The organism is Limnohabitans sp. 63ED37-2, from assembly GCF_001412535.1.
Taxonomy (GTDB): Bacteria; Pseudomonadota; Gammaproteobacteria; order Burkholderiales; family Burkholderiaceae_C; genus Limnohabitans_A.
Genome location: NZ_CP011774.1, coordinates 1,431,953 through 1,449,880 on the forward strand (window position 1 = coordinate 1,431,953; position 17,928 = coordinate 1,449,880).

At 58.9% G+C, this 17,928-nt stretch carries 17 protein-coding genes; 2 read left to right on the plus strand and 15 right to left on the minus strand.

All coding sequences use genetic code 11. The features are described 5' to 3' along the window. Positions 1–54 precede the first annotated feature (54 nt). A complete protein-coding gene (locus L63ED372_RS06865) occupies positions 55–447 on the plus strand; it encodes a hypothetical protein (protein WP_231624586.1) in 393 nt (130 codons plus the stop codon). Positions 448–676: 229 nt separating this feature from the next. Next, complete coding sequence (locus tag L63ED372_RS06870) at positions 677–955, plus strand: hypothetical protein (RefSeq protein WP_442915154.1); 279 nt, start codon at positions 677–679, stop codon at positions 953–955. Positions 956–1,005: 50 nt separating this feature from the next. Here the strand turns inward: L63ED372_RS06870 and L63ED372_RS06875 are convergent, their stop codons facing one another. From L63ED372_RS06875 to L63ED372_RS06945, 15 genes are all read right to left on the minus strand, one after another. Beyond that, positions 1,006–1,911, minus strand: a complete 906-nt coding sequence (locus L63ED372_RS06875) for an SDR family oxidoreductase (RefSeq protein WP_062404712.1) — start codon at positions 1,909–1,911, stop codon at positions 1,006–1,008. Then, positions 1,908–2,843, minus strand: a complete 936-nt coding sequence (locus L63ED372_RS06880) for a glutathione S-transferase family protein (protein WP_062404715.1) — start codon at positions 2,841–2,843, stop codon at positions 1,908–1,910. The genes L63ED372_RS06875 and L63ED372_RS06880 overlap by 4 nt, the downstream gene beginning before the upstream one ends. Positions 2,844–2,853: 10 nt before the next feature. Next, the gene (locus L63ED372_RS06885; RefSeq protein ID WP_062404718.1) at positions 2,854–3,870 is read right to left on the minus strand and encodes an NADP-dependent oxidoreductase; all 1,017 of its coding nucleotides are present in this window, start codon (positions 3,868–3,870) and stop codon (positions 2,854–2,856) included. Between the two features lie 26 nt (positions 3,871–3,896). Beyond that, positions 3,897–4,319, minus strand: coding sequence for a PaaI family thioesterase (locus tag L63ED372_RS06890; protein ID WP_062404721.1), 423 nt, complete (start codon positions 4,317–4,319; stop codon positions 3,897–3,899). Between the two features lie 20 nt (positions 4,320–4,339). Further along, entirely contained in the window at positions 4,340–5,131 is a 792-nt protein-coding gene (locus tag L63ED372_RS06895) for an SDR family oxidoreductase (RefSeq protein WP_062404724.1), read from the minus strand. 12 nt (positions 5,132–5,143) lie between these two features. Continuing rightward, entirely contained in the window at positions 5,144–5,449 is a 306-nt protein-coding gene (locus L63ED372_RS06900; RefSeq protein ID WP_062404727.1) for a Dabb family protein, read from the minus strand. Further along, positions 5,449–7,263 (minus strand): acyl-CoA dehydrogenase, encoded by a 1,815-nt coding sequence (locus L63ED372_RS06905; protein ID WP_062407770.1) that lies wholly within the window; start codon positions 7,261–7,263, stop codon positions 5,449–5,451. The genes L63ED372_RS06900 and L63ED372_RS06905 overlap by 1 nt, the downstream gene beginning before the upstream one ends. Before the next feature lie 89 nt (positions 7,264–7,352). Beyond that, on the minus strand, positions 7,353–8,528 hold the full coding sequence (locus L63ED372_RS06910; protein ID WP_062404730.1) for an acetyl-CoA C-acyltransferase: 1,176 nt from the start codon (positions 8,526–8,528) through the stop codon (positions 7,353–7,355). 59 nt (positions 8,529–8,587) lie between these two features. Next, complete coding sequence (locus L63ED372_RS06915) at positions 8,588–10,699, minus strand: 3-hydroxyacyl-CoA dehydrogenase NAD-binding domain-containing protein (protein ID WP_062404732.1); 2,112 nt, start codon at positions 10,697–10,699, stop codon at positions 8,588–8,590. Positions 10,700–10,818: 119 nt separating this feature from the next. Continuing rightward, positions 10,819–11,514 carry an ABC transporter ATP-binding protein gene (locus L63ED372_RS06920; RefSeq protein ID WP_062404734.1) on the minus strand — a complete coding sequence of 232 codons (696 nt, stop codon included), beginning with the start codon at positions 11,512–11,514 and terminating at the stop codon, positions 10,819–10,821. Next, positions 11,514–12,284: an ABC transporter ATP-binding protein gene (locus tag L63ED372_RS06925; RefSeq protein ID WP_062404736.1), complete on the minus strand. Its 771-nt coding sequence runs from the start codon at positions 12,282–12,284 to the stop codon at positions 11,514–11,516. The genes L63ED372_RS06920 and L63ED372_RS06925 overlap by 1 nt, the downstream gene beginning before the upstream one ends. Further along, entirely contained in the window at positions 12,281–13,573 is a 1,293-nt protein-coding gene (locus L63ED372_RS06930; protein ID WP_062404738.1) for a branched-chain amino acid ABC transporter permease, read from the minus strand. The genes L63ED372_RS06925 and L63ED372_RS06930 overlap by 4 nt, the downstream gene beginning before the upstream one ends. Positions 13,574–13,576: 3 nt before the next feature. Next, positions 13,577–14,611 (minus strand): branched-chain amino acid ABC transporter permease, encoded by a 1,035-nt coding sequence (locus L63ED372_RS06935; RefSeq protein ID WP_062404740.1) that lies wholly within the window; start codon positions 14,609–14,611, stop codon positions 13,577–13,579. Between the two features lie 198 nt (positions 14,612–14,809). Then, a complete protein-coding gene (locus L63ED372_RS06940; RefSeq protein ID WP_062404742.1) occupies positions 14,810–16,042 on the minus strand; it encodes a branched-chain amino acid ABC transporter substrate-binding protein in 1,233 nt (410 codons plus the stop codon). Positions 16,043–16,181: 139 nt separating this feature from the next. Continuing rightward, complete coding sequence (locus L63ED372_RS06945; protein ID WP_062404744.1) at positions 16,182–17,810, minus strand: 3-(methylthio)propionyl-CoA ligase; 1,629 nt, start codon at positions 17,808–17,810, stop codon at positions 16,182–16,184. Between the last annotated feature and the right edge of the window lie 118 nt (positions 17,811–17,928).

Here is a 17,928-nt window from a genome sequence, read left to right on the forward strand (position 1 = left end):
TCAAATACATAAACTCCGCCTCATTGATGTTTTTGATGATTAATGGAGTAAAAAATGATGATCTCTGTTAAAAATGTGATGGCAAGTGCATTTCGTCGTGGTCTGGTTTTGGCTTCAACCGGTGTCTTGATGCTGTTGACCGGTTGTGCTTCGGTACAGGGCCCCACTTTGCCCGTGTCGGAATTGGAATCCTTTGTCCCCATGCCACACCACGCGCGTGTGATGAACGATGTCAAAGTGCGATGGGAAGTTCGCGAGAACGTGGCTGAATTTTGCGGTCGTGCGGCCAAACTCAGCACCACCCAAGCTTGGATGACGCCCCCTCTGGCCTGTGCCATGTGGAATGTGGCCAGCAAAGAGTGCGTGATCATCACCGGAAAAAAAGTCTCTCATGTCGAACTGGGTCACGAGTTGCGTCACTGTTTTGAAGGCAACTTCCACCGTTGACTGCGCTTGTGATCCATAGACGGCTGGCCATGATTTGGAAGAGCTGAGTCTTGGGGATTGAGAAATGATAATGTTGATTTTTGAACTATAATTTGTCAAAAATTTAATCACCTTCATGCGATCGTCAGTCTCAGAACCGTTTTTCGGTCAACCCACATGGATTCGATGGCTGTGTATGACGGCATTGGTTCTGAGCTTGTGTGCTTGCCAAGGGGCTTCTAGACACCAGGTGTCCAGCTTGGAATTTTTGCCCTTCAATGCGATGTCCTCTAACTACCGGATCATGAATCAGGTGCGCATCAATTGGGAGGTGCGTGAAGACGTGGCGCACTTCTGCACACAGGCCAAAAGCATGGGACGGCAACAATCGTACTTAACACCCCCCATGGCATGCGCCATTTGGGACATCCTCAAAGCCGAATGTACCATCGTGACAGGCCCGGTCACCAGCCATGTGGCCTTGGGCCATGAATTGCGGCACTGCTTTGAAGGCCATTTTCACCGCTGAAGAGCAGCCGCTGAGAAAACAAGGGCTGCAGGTTCTTCATCCGATTTCTCTCAGCTTGTTCTCAGCGCCCGGCGCAGTCCTTCACCCACTTCGGGGCGTGCCGCAAAGGGGTCTGGCGGGTTGATGCCTTGCACAATCGCCTCCATGCGGCTTTGCACATTGCCCAGCGCTTGCGGGTGGCTGTAGATGTAAAACTGGCCTTGCGCCACAGCATCAAACACTTTTTGCGCCACATCGGCGGCCGAGACCTTGCCGCTGCCCACTGCTTTGTCGCTTTGGGCTTGCCCAATCAACTGGCTGGCGGTGGGTTTGTCTGCAGCCAACTCGGATGGGCGGTTGCGGTGGCTCTGGCTGATGCCGGTGGGCACAAAGTAAGGACACAAGACACTGGCACTGACTTGATCGCTCACCAGCTGAAGGTCTTGGTAGAGCGTTTCGGTCAGTGACACGACCGCGTGTTTGCTCACGTTGTAAATGCCCATGTTGGGGGGGGTGAGCAAACCGGCCATGCTGGCGGTGTTGACGATGTGGCCTTGGTAGGCCGGGTCGGCCTTGGCGGCTTCGAGCATCATGGGGGTAAACAGGCGCACACCGTGCACCACGCCCCAGAGGTTCACGCCCAAGACCCATTCCCAGTCGGCGACCGAGTTTTCCCAAACCAGGCCCCCTGCCCCTACACCCGCGTTGTTGAACACGAAGTGCGGCGCGCCAAAACGGGCTTTCACGTCGGCCGCTAACTGTTCCATGGCCTGGGCGTTGGACACGTCCACTTTGCGGGCCAGCACCTGTGCACCCTGCACACTCATCTCGGCCGCCGCTTTGTCCAGCGCATCTTGCTGCACATCGACCAGCACCAGGTTCATGCCCAGTTTGGCGCCAATGCGGGCACATTCGAGGCCGAAGCCAGAGCCTGCGCCCGTCAAGACAGCGGTTTTGCCTTTGAAGTTGTCGATCATGGGGAAACCTTTTTGAGTGTGAACCCGACACGCGGGAAATGGACATGAACAGTGCCCGAACGATCACCTGTTCGGCGCAAGGTGTAGCGGCTGTGGGTGGCCGCCACCAGCTCGCCCTCGGTGGGCTCCAGCCCAAAGTTATCGGCGGCGATCACCACCGGGCTGCCCAGCGCGATGCCGTGCTCGTCTTGGAAGACCTCGCCCTGCAGCGCAGCGGGTGTGTCGGTGTGGGCCACTTGCACGGCGTCTTCGCCGCGCATGGGGCTGTGGCTGCCGTGGCCGATGGCGTGCATGCGGGCCATCCAGGCATTGATTTCAGGGGTGTCATCAAAAATGGTTGCCAGCGCAGGCGTGCGCTCTTGGGTGAACCACAGCGGGTGGTAAGCCGCAAAGTCGGCCACACAGGGCTGGGCACCGAACAAAAAGTTTTGCCCCTCCAGCATGTTGGCCAAGCGGCGCAAATAACTTTTGTAGGTGGCGGCTGCGTCGGTGGACGACATCCGAGGCGCACCACCGCGCATGGCGGCGCGGTCGGCTACAAAGGCCTGCACCCCTTCGGCGGGCGTACTTGCAAAGACTTGTGCCACACCTGCAGGCTGGAAGTTGTAGGCCATGGCCACCGGAAACAAAGCGCTGTCGGCCCATTGCGCCACGATTTGGGCGGCACCTGTGGTGGCACCCGGGTAGAGCGTTGGCATTGGGGCCAACTGCTCCAGTACATCACAAATCAAGGCGGTGTCGCAATAAATGTCCGCACCGATCTGCAGCACCGGCGTTTTGCGGTAACCACCCGTGAGTGCCGTCAGGTCAGGCTTGGGCATGATCATCGGAATGAACACGCTCTTCCACGGCAACTGTTTGTAGCCCAGGATCAGACGAATCTTTTCGGCGAACGGCGAGTTCGGGTAGTGGTGCAGGATCAGATCGGACATGCGCGGTGCCTCAGATCAGTTTGACCAGCTGCTTGCCAAAGTTCTTGCCTTTGAGCAGACCCAAGAAAGCCTCAGGTGCAGCGGCCAGGCCTTGGGCTACGGATTCGCGGGGACGCAGTTTGCCGGTGCCCACCAGGGTGCCGAGCTCTTCCAGAGCTTCGGGCCAGACTTCCATGTGCTCGCTGACGATGAAGCCTTCGATCTTCATGCGGTTGACCAAAATCAGGGCCGGGCTGGCCATGGGCAGCGGTGCACCGTCGTAGCCCGCGATCATGCCGCACACGGCAATGCGTGCGAAGGCGTTGGTGCGCAGCATCACCGCGTCCAGCACCATGCCGCCCACGTTTTCAAAGTGGCCGTCGATGCCGTTGGGGCAAGCTTCGCGCAGGGCTTTGGACAGGCTCAGGTAGTCCTTGTGCTCTTTGTAGTCGATGCAGGCGTCAAAGCCCAGTTCATTCACCACGTAGTCGCATTTGTCTTTGCCACCGGCAATGCCCACCACGCGGCAACCACGGGCCTTGGCCAATGCGCCGTAAGCACTGCCCACCGCGCCGCTGGCCGCGCTCACGGTCACCGTCTCGCCCGCCTTGGGGTTGATGATTTTGACCAGGCCATACCAAGCTGTCACGCCGGGCATGCCCACAGCGCCCAAATAGTGCGACAGCGGCACATGGGTGGTGTCCACTTTGCGCAATGCACCGATCACATTGGCATCCACCACGCTGTACTCTTGCCAGCCGCCCATGCCCACGACTTTGTCACCGGACTTGGATTTGGGGTGGCGGCTGTCCACCACCTCGCCCACGGTGCCGCCAATCATGACTTCACCCAAAGGCTGGGGCACGGCGTAGCTCTTGCTCTCGTTCATGCGGCCGCGCATGTAGGGGTCCAGGCTCATGTAGTGGTGGCAAACCAGCACCTGACCGTCTTGCAGCTCAGGCAAAGACACCTCGACCATTTTGAAGTTATTGACAGTGGCTTCGCCTTGAGGGCGGTTGTCTAAAACGATGCGGTGGTTGATGGGCATGAAGGTCTCCAGACGGTATGTAGGGGTTAGTCGGTTGAAATGGATGGTTTTTCGCGGCGGCTCACGTACTTGAACGTGCCGGTGGCGTGTGCACACAGCTGGCCTTGGGCATCGAACACGCTGCCCTCGGTGAAGGCCATGCTGCGTGTGCGGTGTTTCAAATGGCCTTTGCCGACCAGATGCTGTCCGGCAGGCACTTGGGCCGGGCGCATGAAGGTGGTTTTCATCTCGATGGTGACCACCCCCATGACCGGGTCAACACTGCGTGCAGCGGTGGCCATGATGACATCGAGAAAAGTCATGACCGCGCCGCCGTGGGTGACGTCGAAGGAGTTCAGGTGTTCGGGCCGTGGCGCGAAATGCAGCTCGGACTCACCGCCCTCGAATGTCTCGAGCGAAAAGCCCAAGTGCTCAACAAAAGGAATGTGGGCGCCAAAAGGAATGCTCATGTCCAGACTCAAAATGGGGCTCAGCCACCGATGATGGCGCTTACGCCACCGTCCACGGCCAGCCATTGGCCCGTGATGTGTTTGCCCGCATCCGAGGCGAACAGCACGGCCAGACCCTTCAAGTCCTCGTCGTCGCCCAAGCGGCGCAGCGGAGCGCCCGCGGCCATCTTGTCTGCCCCCAGCTTTTCCAGCAGGCCATAGGTCATTTTGCTGGGGAAAAAACCTGGGCAAATCGCGTTCACGGTGATGCCATGCTCGCCCCACTCGCCCGCCAGAGCGCGTGTGAAGTTGATCACTGCACCTTTGGAGGTGTTGTAGGCGATGGTCTTCATCTCAGACGGGTTGCCCGCCAAGCCTGCGATGGAGGCGACGTTCAGGATGCGGCCCTTGCCGCGCGGAATGAAGCTGTGCTTGGCGACTTCTTGCGACAAGATGAAATAGCCACGCACGTTGAGGTTCATCACCTTGTCCCAGGCCTCAACAGGATGGTCTTCGGCAGGAGCGCCCCAAGTGGCCCCCGCGTTGTTGACCAAGATGTCGATGGGTCCCATGCGCTCCATGGTTTCAGCAGCCAGGCGGCGGATGTCTTCTTCCTTGCCGCAGTCGGCAGCGATCCAGCGGGCATCGATGCCCGCGGCTTGCAACTCGGCGGCGGCTTCTTCCAGGTCGGCCGCTTTGCGGGAGCTGAGCATGATCTTGGCGCCAGCCTCACCCAAGGCATGGGCCATTTGCAGACCCAGACCGCGTGAGCCGCCTGTGACGAGTGCGACCTGACCTGTGAGGTCAAAAAGTTGTTGAACGGTGCGTGCCATCTTGTACTCCTGTTATTCGACGATGAAATCCATGCAGTGGCGCTCTTGAACAACCGCCTTCATGAAAGGTTTGATGGCCAGATGATCCGGGTGATTCTGGTAGGCGGCTAGCACCTGCGCGTCATCGAGCAGCATGTGGAGCACCAAATCATTCGTGCAGTCCATGCCAGGCGTTGCAGTGGCGACCTCGAAAGCGCGAATACCGGGCACGACTTGAGCGCACGACAGCAACAGCTTTTTCGCCTTTTCGAGGTTGATCGATTTGTCGGCACCTTCGGCGTGGCCCTTCAAATTCCACATGACGATGTGGCGGATCATCAGAAGGCCTCTTCGGGCAAGTCGGCACAAGTAGGGTCGCGGCTGCAAACCACATTCAGCCACGCACCTATTTTGGGCAATTCGTAGCGGAAGAAATAGCGACAAGCAGCGCGGCGGCCCTGGGCTGCGGGGCTGTTGTCTTCACCCAGGCTGTTGGCCACGTCCAGCCAGATCCAGGCGATCACGGTGTGGCCAAAGGCCTGCAAATAGGGCACGGCGTTGGCCAGAGCCTCGGCAGGCTGGGCGCCAGCCCAAGCTTGTTGGGTGGCTTGGCCCACTTGTTTCAAGGCATCACGCAAGGCGGCCGCTTCTGGGGCCCAATGGGTCTCGGCTTTGGCGGCCGTAGCCAGCATGCGCTCGGCCAAGAGTTGCAGGCCGCGGCCGTTTTCCATCAGCACCTTGCGGCCCAGCAGGTCCATGGCCTGGATGCCGTGGGTGCCCTCGTGGATCATGTTCAGCCGGTTGTCGCGCCAGTACTGCTCCACCGGGAAGTCGCGGGTGTAGCCATAGCCGCCGTGGATTTGAATGGCCAGGCTGTTGGCTTCCAAGCACCACTCGCTAGGGAAGCTTTTGACGATGGGCGTGAGCACTTCCAGCAAGAGGCGTGCGACATCGGCGTCTTCTGCGGTGCCGGTGTGCTGCTCGTCCACCAAACGGGCACAGTACAAGGCCAGTGCCAAAGCGCCCTCGCTGTAGGCTTTTTGGGCCAAGAGCATGCGCTTGATATCGGCGTGCTCGATGATGCGCACCTGCGGACGGCTGGCGTCTTTGCCCCCTGCCCCGCTGGGTCGACCTTGTGGGCGGTTCTTGGCGTAGTCGAGGCTGGCGTAATAACCGGCCATGCCCAGCATGGTGGCGGCCATGCCCACACCGATGCGGGCTTCGTTCATCATGTGGAACATGCAGCGCAGGCCTTCGCCGGGTTTGCCGACCAGATACCCCACGGCTCCAGAATCGCCGCGCACCGGGTATTTGCCCTCGCCAAAGTTCAACAGGGTGTTGGTGGTGCCGCGCCAGCCGCATTTGTGGTTCAGGCCCGCCAGCGCCACATCGTTGCGCTCGCCCGTCAATTGACCATGCGTGTCCACCATCTTTTTGGGCACGATGAAGAGCGAAATGCCTTTCACACCGGGCACCAACTGGCCGTTCGCGTCCGGGATCTTGGCCAGCACCAAATGAATGATGTTCTCGGAGAGTTCATGCTCACCCGAAGAAATCCACATCTTGTTGCCCTTGAGGCGGTAACGTGCTCCCAAAGCGTCTGCCTCAAAGCCCTCGCCATCGGGTGTGGCGCGGGTCGTCACGTCGCTGAGCGACGAGCCCGCTTGCGGCTCAGACAGGCACATGGTGCCAGAGAAACGCCCAGAGAATTCGTTGGCGGCAAACACCTGCTTTTGCAAATCGGTGCCGTGCACCATGAGCAAATTGGCGTTGCCGCTGGTGAGCATGCCCGAGCCGATGCTGACCGAAGCCATGGCAAAAAACGCGTTGGCGGCGGCTTCGACCGTGTAGGGCAGCTGCATGCCGCCGATCTCGTAGTCTTGTGCGGCGCTCAGCATCCCTGACTCGGCATAGGCCTTGTACGCGTCGTGTGTGGCCTGGGGCAGGATGACTTTTTCGCCGTCAAAGTGGGGTTCTTGTGTGTCCACCAGGCGGTTGAAGGGGGCGTATTTTTCGCGGGCGATTCGCTCGCACGTGTCGAGCACCGCGTCAAAGGTTTCACGCGAGTGGTCGGCAAAGCGCTCGCGCGACTGCAGGCTTTCCACCTTCAGCCAGTCGTGCAGCAAAAAATCAACGGTGGGACGCAGGCTCATGACACTCATCCAGATTCAAAACATAAAAAAAGGCGGCAGGCACAAGCCAGCCGCCCTTCGCGTTGATCAGACGTCAACGCGCTTGCGCATCACAGCACTTCAAAAATGCCGCAAGCACCCATGCCGCCGCCAATGCACATGGTCACCGCCACGCGCTTGGCACCACGGCGCTTGCCTTCGATCAGGGCGTGACCTGTCAGGCGCTGGCCCGACACACCGTAGGGGTGACCCACAGCGATTGCGCCGCCGTTGACGTTCAGGCGATCGGCCGGAATGCCCAGTTTGTCACGGCAATACAGCACCTGCACGGCAAAGGCTTCGTTCAGTTCCCACAAGTCAATGTCGTTGACCGTGAGGCCCAAACGCGCCAAAGCTTTGGGCACGGCGTACACGGGGCCAATGCCCATTTCATCGGGCTCGCAACCGGCCACGGCAAAACCGAGGAATCGGCCCATGGGCTTCAAGCCGCGCTGCTCGGCCAGTTTTTCGTCCATCAGCACACAAGCGCCTGCACCGTCCGAGAACTGGCTGGCATTACCGGCGGTGACCAAACCACCGGGCAGCGCCGAGCGCAGGCCACTGATGCCTTCCACGGTGGTGCCTTCGCGCAAACCTTCGTCCACACTCACGGTCACTTGTTTGGTGGTCATGCCCATGATCTTGTCGATCACACCTTGAGTGACGGTGATGGGGGCGATTTCGTCGCTGAACAACCCGGCGGCTTGCGCGGCGCACGCTTTTTGCTGGCTGGCCGCACCGTAGGCGTCCATCACATCACGGCCGATTTTGTAGCGCTTGGCCACTTGTTCAGCCGTTTGCAGCATGTTCCAGTAGATCTCTGGTTTCATCTTGGCCAAAGCCAAGTCTTGCATCATGTGAGTGTTCATTTCTTGCTGCACACAAGAGATGCTTTCCACACCACCGGCCACATAAACCTGGCCTTCGCCCGCGATGATGCGTTGAGCGGCCAAAGCGATGGTTTGCAAGCCAGAAGAGCAAAAACGGTTGACGGTCATGCCCGACACCGAGATGGGCAAACCAGCCTTGAGCGCGATCTGGCGGGCGATGTTGGCGCCGGTGGCGCCCTCGGGGCTGGCGCAGCCCATGATCACATCTTCGACTTCGGCCGCGTCAATGCCTGCGCGGGCCACAGCGTGTTGCACCGCGTGGCCGCCCAAAGTGGCACCGTGGGTCATGTTGAAAGCGCCCTTCCAGCCCTTGGCCAGCGGGGTGCGTGCGGTAGATACGATGACAGCATTCGTCATGATGGTCCTTTCAAGTGGGGGACAGAGCTGAAGATCTGTCCCGCCAAAAATTTAAAAAATCAGTTGAATGTCTTGCCTTCGGCCACCAAGCGAGCCAGCAAAGGCGCGGGTTGCCAGAATTGGGCGTCGTCGAGCGGGTTCTTAGCGAAACGCTTCATGGCTTCGGCCACGTTGAACAGGCCAATCGTGTCGGCGTAGTTCATGGGGCCACCGCGCCAGAACGGGAAGCCGTATCCGGTGATGTAGACCATGTCGATGTCGCTGGCTTTGCTGGCAATGCCCTCTTCCAGAATGTGGCAAGCCTCGTTGACCAAAGAGAACACCAGGCGTTGCACGATTTCTTCGTCGGAAATCTTGCGGGCCGTGATGCCTTGTGCAGCGCGGTGCTTTTCGATCATTTCGACCACCACAGGGCTGGGAATGGCGTCGCGTTTGCCGGCTTGGTAGTCGTACCAGCCTGCGCCGGTCTTTTGACCATAACGGCCCATTTCGCAGAGCAAGTCAGCGGTTTTGCTGTACATCATGCCCGGCTTTTCTTGGTAGCGGCGCTTGCGGATCGCCCAACCAATGTCATTGCCCGCCAAGTCGCCCATGCGGAAGGGGCCCATGGCGAAGCCAAATTTCTCAACGGCTTTGTCTACCTGTGCGGGGGTGCAGCCTTCTTCGATCAAAAAGCCAGCTTGGCGGCTGTACTGCTCGATCATGCGGTTGCCGATGAAGCCATCACACACGCCCGAGACCACCGAGGTCTTTTTGATCTTCTTGCCGATGGCCATCACGGTGGCCATGACGTCTTTGCCGGTTTGGGCACCACGCACGACTTCCAGCAGCTTCATCACGTTAGCCGGGCTGAAGAAATGCATGCCCACCACGTCTTGAGGCCGCTTGGTGAAGCTGGCGATTTTGTTCACATCCAAGGTGGAGGTGTTTGAGGCCAAAATCGCGCCTGGCTTCATCACTTCGTCGAGCTTCTTGAAGACGGCTTCTTTGACGCCCATTTCTTCGAACACCGCTTCGATCACCAAGTCGGCCTGGCCGATCTCGTCGTAGCTCAGCGTGGTACTCAGCAACGCCATGCGCTCGTCGTATTTTTCTTGTTTGAGCTTGCCTTTTTTGACCTGCGCTTCGTAGTTCTTTCGGATGGTGGCCACACCGCGGTCCAGCGCGTCTTGCTTCATCTCCAGCATCTTGACCGGGATGCCCGCGTTCAAGAAGTTCATGGAGATGCCGCCGCCCATGGTGCCCGCGCCAATGACGGCCACGGATTTGATCTCGCGCTTGGGGGTGTCTTCGGGCACGTCGGCAATTTTGGAGGCCGCACGGTCGGCCATAAAGATGTGGCGCAGTGCTCGACTCTCGGGCGTGAGCATCAGGTTCATGAAAATTTCACGCTCGAACACCATGCCGTCTTCAAACTTCTTCTTGGTGGCGGCTTCGACCGCGTCCACACACTTGACGGGCGCGGGCAGGTTTTTAGCCATGCCTTTGGCCATGTTGCGGGCAAACTGGAAGTACGCATCGCCCTGAGGGTGCTTACAAGGCAGATTGCGCACCAGGGGCAGTGGACTGCCATCGGCGTGGGCTGCGGCCACTTTGCGGGCCAGGGCCAGCGCTTCTTCGGGCAGGCTCTCAGGCGATTTGGCCATCGCGTCAAAGAGCTTTTGGCCGGGCAACATGGCCAGCATGTCGCTCTTGATGGCTTCACCGCTGACGATCATGTTGAGCGCGGGCTCCACACCGATCACGCGGGGCAGGCGCTGAGTGCCACCTGCGCCGGGAATCAAGCCCAGCTTGACTTCGGGCAGCGCCACGCTGGTGCCTGGGGATGCAATGCGGTAATGGCAGCCCAGTGCCAACTCCAGACCGCCGCCCATGGCCACCGAGTGAATGGCCGCCACAACGGGCTTGGCCGAGTTTTCGCACGAGCGGATGACGCTGAGCAAGTTGGGCTCTTGGATCGCCTTGGGTGAGCCGAATTCACGGATGTCAGCGCCGCCGGAAAATGCTTTGCCAGCGCCCGTAATAACGATGGCTTTGACCGATGCGTCGTTGTTGGCCTTTTCCAGGCCATCGGTGATGCCGATGCGGGTGGACAGGCCCAAACCGTTGACGGGCGGGTTCATCATCGTGATGACCGCGACATCACCGTGGACTTTGTATTCAGCTGTCATGCTGGACTTCCTTTGCGTGAAAAGTTAAAAAAGAACGACCGTTCGTTTTTTGCATTGTAGACACAAAAAAAGCGAATCGGCAAAATTTTGTCGCACCAGAGACGGGCCAAAAGCGGGGTTCAGACTTCCAGCCATTCCTTGCGGATGTAGGTGTTGGCCCGCAGCTCGTCGGGCGTGCCCTCGAACACGATGGAGCCATGGCCCATGACCAAGGCCCGGTCGGAAATGCTCATGGCGATGGTGAGTTTTTGTTCGATCAACAAGACCGAAACTCCCCGCGCCTTGAGGCTTTGCAGGTACTGACCCACCAACTCCACAATTTTGGGGGCCAGGCCCTCGGTGGGCTCGTCGATGATGATGAGATCGGGGTCGCCCATGAGGGTGCGGCACAGCGTGAGCATTTGCTGCTCACCGCCCGAGAGCACGCCCGCTTCGGTGTGTTCACGCTCTTTGAGGCGGGGGAACATGGCAAACATGTCCTCAAAAGACCAGCGGCCGTTTTGTCCACTGCGTTTTTGGCCCAGCTGCAAGTTTTGGCTCACCGTGAGCTTGGGGAAAATCTCACGGTTTTCTGGCACATAGCCCACGCCCAAGTGGGCGATTTCATAGGCCTTTTTACCCTGGATGGGCTGGCCTTTCCAGTCAATGCGGCCCTCGCATTCCACCAAACCCATGATGGCTTTGGCGGTGGTGGAGCGGCCGGAACCGTTGCGCCCGAGCAAGGCCACGATCTCGCCCTCCCCGACTGCAAAATTGACGCCATGCAGCACATGGCTTTTGCCGTAATAGGCATGAAGGTTGTCGATATTCAGCATCAATGGCCTCCCGCTTGGCTGTCTGCGACCGGAGAGCCCAGATAAGCCTCTTGCACCTTGGCGTTGGCCCGCACGGCTTCGGGGGTATCAAAGGCAATGACTTCGCCATACACCACCACCGCGATTTTGTCGGCCAGGCCAAACACCACGCCCATGTCGTGTTCCACCGTCAGCAGGGTTTTGCCCACGGTGACTTCTTTGATGAGCTGAATGAAACGCGAAGTCTCACTCTTGCTCATGCCAGCTGTTGGCTCGTCCAGCAAAATCACATCCGAGCCGCCCGCGATGGTGACGCCAATTTCCAGCGCCCGCTGCTCGGCGTAGGTCAGGTTGACCGCCAGCACGTCGCGTTTTTTGTCCAGATGGATCATGTCCAGCAACTCGTCGGTGCGCTCGTTGGCGTCTTTCAGGCCCGACAAAAACTTCCAAAAACTGTACTTGTAACCCAGGCTCCAGAGCACCGCGCAGCGCAGGTTCTCAAACACGCTCAACTTGGGAAAGATGTTGGTGATCTGGAAGCTGCGCGACAGCCCCATGCGGTTGATCTCATAAGGCGTTTTGTTCTGAATGGCTTGGCCGTTCAGCAATATCTCACCGCTGGTCGGGCCAAAGCGGCCGCTGATCAGGTTAAAGAGCGTGGACTTGCCAGCCCCGTTGGGGCCGATGACGGCCACACGCTCACCCGCATTGACCGCCAGGTTGACGCCTCGGATGATTTCGGTCTTGCCGAAGTTCTTGCGTACGTCTTGGAGTTCGAGGGCGTAACTCATAAAGCCGTTTCCCTTCTCTTGATTTCTTTTTCGATGTCGGTTTGGATTTCGCCCCAGTCACGTGCAAACTGCCTGCGGGCCAGCTCGAACAAGCCCAAGCCCGTGAGCATCACAAAGGCCGAGCCGAACCAGCTGTCCAGGCTCTTGGCGTTGAGCGTGGCACCCATGAATTTCACCGTGTCACCCAAAGCCGAATTGAGCTGCAGGTGGTAGACCATCTCGATCATGGCCCCAGCCCCGGCCAGCATGACGATGGCCGTCACCCCCAGACCCAGGTAGCTGGTCCAGATCTGGCGCAACTTGCCAAACTTGGCCACCCGCAGGTTCATCATGATCAGGCTGGCAATGCCGCCTGGGGCATACATGACCATGAACAGGAACACGAGACCCAGATACAGCAGCCATGCCTTGGTCAGCTCGGACAGCAACACAAAGGCAATGATCATCAGCACCGCGCCGATGATGGGACCAAAGAAGAAGGTAGCCCCTCCCAAGAAGGTGAAGAGCAAATAGGCGCCCGAGCGCCCTGCCCCGACCACCTCTGCGGTCACGATTTCGAAGTTGAGTGCGCCCAAGCCCCCTGCAATGCCTGCAAAAAAGCCCGAGATGATGAACGCCGAATAGCGCACACGTTGTGTGTTGTAGCCAATGAACTCCACACGCTCGGGGTTGTCGCGCACAGCGTTCAAAATCCGGCCCAGCGGCGTTTGCGTGAAGGCGTACATCAGCGCCACACACACAAAGGTGTAGACCGCAATCAGGTAGTAAACCTGGATTTGGGGGCCGTAAGTGATGCCAAAGAAAGGCTGACCGGCCACCCGGTTGCCCGACACACCCGCCTCACCCCCGAAGAACTCCGAGAACATGAGCGACATGGCGAACACCAACTCGGCTACGCCCAGCGTGATCATGGCAAAGGGGGTACCCGATTTGCGGGTGGTAACCCAGCCCAGCAATATCGCAAAGCCCATGCCCGCCACACCGCCCACGATGGGCAGCAGACTGACTGGGATGTTGAGCTTGCCACCACTGACGGCATTGAGCGCGTGAATCGCCATGTAGGAGCCCAGGCCGGTGTAGACCGCATGGCCAAAGCTCAACATGCCGCCCTGCCCCAACAAGATGTTGTAGGACAGACAGGCGATGATGGCGATGCCCATTTGCGCCAACATGGTCACGGACAGGTTGCTGGTAAAAACCAGCGGCGAAGCCAACAGGACCAGAGCGAACAGGCTCCAGATGACCCAGCGGCCCACGTTGTAAGGTTTAAATTTGTATACAGCAGCCATGTCTTAACCCTCGCGTGTGCCCAAAAGACCCTTGGGCCGGAAGATCAGGATCAGCACCAAAAACAGGTAGGGCAAGATGGGCGCGACCTGCGACAGCGTGAGCTTGGCAAAGGAGTTTTCCTGTGTAGCGGCTGACAAGACCCAGCCCATGTCCTTGGCCAAGGACAAGAAGGAATAGTCAATGGCCACCGCAAAGGTCTGGATGACACCGATCAGGATCGAGGCCAGGAAAGCCCCCGACAAGGAGCCCATGCCACCCACCACCACCACCACGAAGATGACTGAGCCCACTGTGGCCGCCATGGCGGGTTCTGTGACAAAAGTGCTGCCACCAATTACGCCCGCCAGCCCGGCCAGGCCCGTGCCCGCACCAAACACCAGCATGAACACGCGTGGCACGTTGTGTCCGAGCGACTCCACCATTTCGGGGTGGGTCAGCGCAGCCTGAATGACCAAACCAATGCGTGTACGGGTGAGCAAGAGCCACAAGGACACCAGCATCAGCAGTGCCACCAGCATCATGAAGCCGCGTGTGGCAGGAAACGGTGAGCACACCACACGCACAGCCGCATCGGCTGCGCTGCACATCTCAGCAGGCGCTGCACCCCAAACCACACTCAAGCCGTTGGCCGAGTGGTTGATCAAGGTGAAGGCCGAACTGCGCAAAATTTCAGGTGGGGGGAACTCGACCGCCGTTCTGCCCCAAACCAACTGCACCAACTCCAGCACCACATAAGACAGGCCAAAGGTGACCAGCAATTCGGGCACATGGCCAAAGGGATGGACTTTGCGCAGCGTCAGGCGCTCAAACAAAGCGCCACAAGCCCCGACCAACAGCGGAGCAATGACCAGCGCTGGCCAAAAGCCGATCCATTCCGAAATGGTGTAGCCGAAATAGGCACCCACCATGTAGAAGCTCGCGTGCGCAAAGTTGAGCACGCCCATCATGCTGAAAATCAGCGTCAGCCCAGAGCTGAGCATGAACAACAACAGCCCGTAACTGAGGCCGTTGAGCATGGAGATGATGAAAAACTCCATCACAAACTTTCCAGACCCTGCAAGGTCTTACTGCGTTACCGAAAGTGGGTTGGCCCATGGCCAACCCGGTCTCTATGGGGCCCGAGAGCCCAAAAAAAAGCCCGATTTACCCTCAGGTGATCGGGCCTTGGCCCAGCCGCCCTGCCCTGATTGACCCCAGCGGGTCACCCAGCAACAGGCAGCGGCAGGGATTGCACCTTAGCCAGGACGCTTCATCTGGCAGCTGGTGGGTGTGCTGGAGACATAAGAAGGGAATTCCTTGACGGGTGCTAAAGTCATGCCGGTGTTCTCGGGGCTGTAGGGGAACTTCTTGTCGGCCTTTTGCCAGACCGTCATCCACAAAGGCTGCTGCATTTGGTGGTCAGTCTTGCGCATTTCCACATCACCGTGGTAGCTCTTGAACTTCAGGCCCGACAGAGCTGCGGCTACTTTGACAGGGTCGGTCGACTTGGCTTTGGCCATGGCTTCACCCAAGGCGCTGTAAATCGTGACCACAGAACCGGTGTAGAAGTCGTCGTTGAACTTTTGCTTGAACTCGGCCATCCACTTGCCCATGTCACCACCCATGTTGTAGTGGTTGTAGGCAATTTGATAAACACGACCTGCACCGGTTTGGCCTAAAGCCGTTGGTGTGCCCGTTACGCCTGTGTAGTAGGTGTAGAACTTGCCGTTGTAGCCGCCTTCGTTGGCCGCCTTGACCAGCAAAGCCAGGTCAGAGCCCCAGTTGCCGGTGATCACAGTGTCGGCACCCGAAGCCTTGATCTTGGCGATGTAGGGGGAGAAATCACGCACCTGGGCCAATGGATGCAGGTCTTCACCCACGATCTTGATGTCGGGGCGCTTGCGGGCCAGGTTTTCCTTGGCGAACTTGGCGACTTGGTGACCGTGTGAGTAGTTCTGGTTGAACAGGTACACGTTCTTGATGGCCGTGTCGTCCTTCATGAAGGTGGTCATGGCCTCAATCTTCATCGAGGTGTCGGCGTCAAAACGGAAGTGCCAGTAGCTGCACTTGCTGTTGGTGAAGTCGGGATCGACCGCAGAGTGGTTCAGGAAAATGATTTCCTTGCCGGGGTTGCGCTCGTTGTGCTTGTTGACGGCCTCGATCAAGGCGCCAGCCACGGAAGAACCGTTGCCTTGGGTGATGTAGCGCACACCTTGGTCCATGGCGGCCTTGAGCGCGTTCAAGCTCTCTGCAGGGCTCAACTTGTTGTCAATGCCGATGACCTCGAACTTGACACCTGCAGGGTTGGTCTTGCTGAATTTTTCAGCAAAAAACTGGAAGCTCTTGAGCTGGTTGCTGCCCACGGGGGCCATCAGGCCAGACAAAGGGTCAATCCAGGCGATTTTGACGGTTTCGCCTTTTTGCGCATAAGCGCCCAGGGAACAAGCGGCCAAAGCGGCAGCGGCGATCAAACGGTGTGTGGTTTTCATTCAAGGTCTCCTGCGTTGTGAATCTGAACACGGTCAGCGTAACCGTTGCTGACACAAATGCGCTCGGGGTTTGCACCTAATGCTTATCACCCGCGCGACTTGAGCGTGCATTTGGATGGCCGCCTTGGCTTGACGCGCATCACAGGCCAGGCAGCACGTAGTCAGCCAATTGCTCGCGCAAACGGGTCTTGAGCATCTTGCCGGTGCCCCCCAAAGGAATGGCATCGACAAAGACCACATCGTCCGGGATCTGCCATTTGGCGGTCTTGCCATCGTAAAAAGCGATGAGTTCTTCGCGGCTGAGCTCGTTGCCCGGTTTCTTGACCACACACACAATCGGCCGTTCGTCCCACTTGGGGTGGCGCATGCCAATACAGGCGGCCATGGCCACAGCCGGGTGCGCCATGGCGATGTTCTCCACATCGATCGAGCTGATCCATTCGCCGCCGGACTTGATCACGTCCTTGCTGCGGTCGGTGATCTGCATGAAACCGTCGGTGTCCATGGTGGCCACATCACCGGTCGGGAACCAGCCGTCCACCAAGGGGTTGCCGCCTTCTTGCTTGAAGTAAGACGCGATCACCCAAGGGCCTTTGACCAGCAAATCACCTGCAGACTTGCCATCGTGGGGCAGCTCACGGCCCTCGGCGTCCACAATTTTCATGTCGATGCCGAAAATGCAGCGTCCCTGCTTCATGCGCAGTTTCATCTGCGCGTCATCGGGCAGGCTCAGGTGCTTGTTTTTCAGGGTGCACACCGTGCCCAGCGGGCTGAGCTCGGTCATACCCCAGGCGTGCAACACATCCACGTTGTAGTCCTGGCGGAAGGCGTCGATCATGGCCGGTGGGCAAGCCGAGCCACCAATCACGGTGCGGTTGAGATGGCTGAACTTCAGACCCGCAGGCTTCATGTGGCCCAGCAGCATTTGCCACACGGTGGGCACGCCCGCCGCAAAGGTCACGCCTTCGGCTTCGATCAGTTCGTAAACCGACTTGCCGTCGAGCGCGGGGCCCGGAAAGACCAATTTGGACCCGGCCATGGCAGCGCTGTAAGGAATGCCCCAGGCGTTGACGTGGAACATGGGCACCACGGGCAAGATCGAATCCCGCGCCGAGATGCACATCGAGTCGGGCAAGGCGGCGGCGTAGGCGTGCAGCACGGTGGAGCGGTGGCTGTACAAAGCGCCCTTGGGATTGCCGGTGGTGCCGCTGGTGTAGCAGAGGCTACAGGCGGTGTTCTCATCCAGCTGGGGCCATGTGTAGGTGCTGGGCTGCTGGCCCATCCAGGCCTCGTAGCTCACCAAGTTCGGGATACCGGTGCCCTCGGGAAGTTTATCGGCGTCGCACAGCACCACGTACTGGGTCACGGTCTTGCAATGGGGGTGCAATGCCTGCACCAGCGGTAAAAACGTCATGTCAAAGCACAGAATCTGATCTTCGGCATGGTTGGCGATCCAGGCCATCTGCTCAGGGTGCAGGCGCGGGTTGATGGTGTGCAGCACACGGCCCGAGCCGCTCACGCCGAAATACAACTCCAAATGGCGGTATCCGTTCCAGGCCAAGGTGGCAATGCGTGCGCCTTGCGGCACCTTCTGGGCGTCGAGGGCGTTGGCGACTTGGCGCGAGCGACGGGCCACATCGGCCCAGGCGTAACGGTGGATGTCTCCCTCCACGCGGCGCGAAACGATTTCGCTGTCGCCGTGGTGTTTTTCCGCAAAGTCGATCAGTGAAGAAATCAGCAGTGACTGCTGTTGCATCAATCCCAGCATGGGGCGCTCCTGTCAGGTGGAAGGTTTTGAACCGATTCATTGTGCACCCGAGTTCGGTCGTAACCGGGCCTAAAACCCGCCAAACCGAGGGTGCTTGTCAAGGGCGTGACAATCACCT

Coding starts and splice junctions, on each gene's coding strand:
- L63ED372_RS06880 (WP_062404715.1), bottom strand. CDS start 2,843: ATGTCCGATCTGATCCTGCACCACTACCCGAACTCGCCGTTCGCCGAA.
- L63ED372_RS06885 (WP_062404718.1), bottom strand. CDS start 3,870: ATGCCCATCAACCACCGCATCGTTTTAGACAACCGCCCTCAAGGCGAA.
- L63ED372_RS06925 (WP_062404736.1), bottom strand. CDS start 12,284: ATGAGTTACGCCCTCGAACTCCAAGACGTACGCAAGAACTTCGGCAAG.
- L63ED372_RS06920 (WP_062404734.1), bottom strand. CDS start 11,514: ATGCTGAATATCGACAACCTTCATGCCTATTACGGCAAAAGCCATGTG.
- L63ED372_RS06935 (WP_062404740.1), bottom strand. CDS start 14,611: ATGGAGTTTTTCATCATCTCCATGCTCAACGGCCTCAGTTACGGGCTG.
- L63ED372_RS06905 (WP_062407770.1), bottom strand. CDS start 7,263: ATGAGCCTGCGTCCCACCGTTGATTTTTTGCTGCACGACTGGCTGAAG.
- L63ED372_RS06940 (WP_062404742.1), bottom strand. CDS start 16,042: ATGAAAACCACACACCGTTTGATCGCCGCTGCCGCTTTGGCCGCTTGT.
- L63ED372_RS06930 (WP_062404738.1), bottom strand. CDS start 13,573: ATGGCTGCTGTATACAAATTTAAACCTTACAACGTGGGCCGCTGGGTC.
- L63ED372_RS06900 (WP_062404727.1), bottom strand. CDS start 5,449: ATGATCCGCCACATCGTCATGTGGAATTTGAAGGGCCACGCCGAAGGT.
- L63ED372_RS06890 (WP_062404721.1), bottom strand. CDS start 4,319: ATGAGCATTCCTTTTGGCGCCCACATTCCTTTTGTTGAGCACTTGGGC.
- L63ED372_RS06945 (WP_062404744.1), bottom strand. CDS start 17,810: ATGCTGGGATTGATGCAACAGCAGTCACTGCTGATTTCTTCACTGATC.
- L63ED372_RS06915 (WP_062404732.1), bottom strand. CDS start 10,699: ATGACAGCTGAATACAAAGTCCACGGTGATGTCGCGGTCATCACGATG.
- L63ED372_RS06895 (WP_062404724.1), bottom strand. CDS start 5,131: ATGGCACGCACCGTTCAACAACTTTTTGACCTCACAGGTCAGGTCGCA.
- L63ED372_RS06910 (WP_062404730.1), bottom strand. CDS start 8,528: ATGACGAATGCTGTCATCGTATCTACCGCACGCACCCCGCTGGCCAAG.
- L63ED372_RS06875 (WP_062404712.1), bottom strand. CDS start 1,911: ATGATCGACAACTTCAAAGGCAAAACCGCTGTCTTGACGGGCGCAGGC.
- L63ED372_RS06865 (WP_231624586.1), top strand. CDS start 55: ATGATGATCTCTGTTAAAAATGTGATGGCAAGTGCATTTCGTCGTGGT.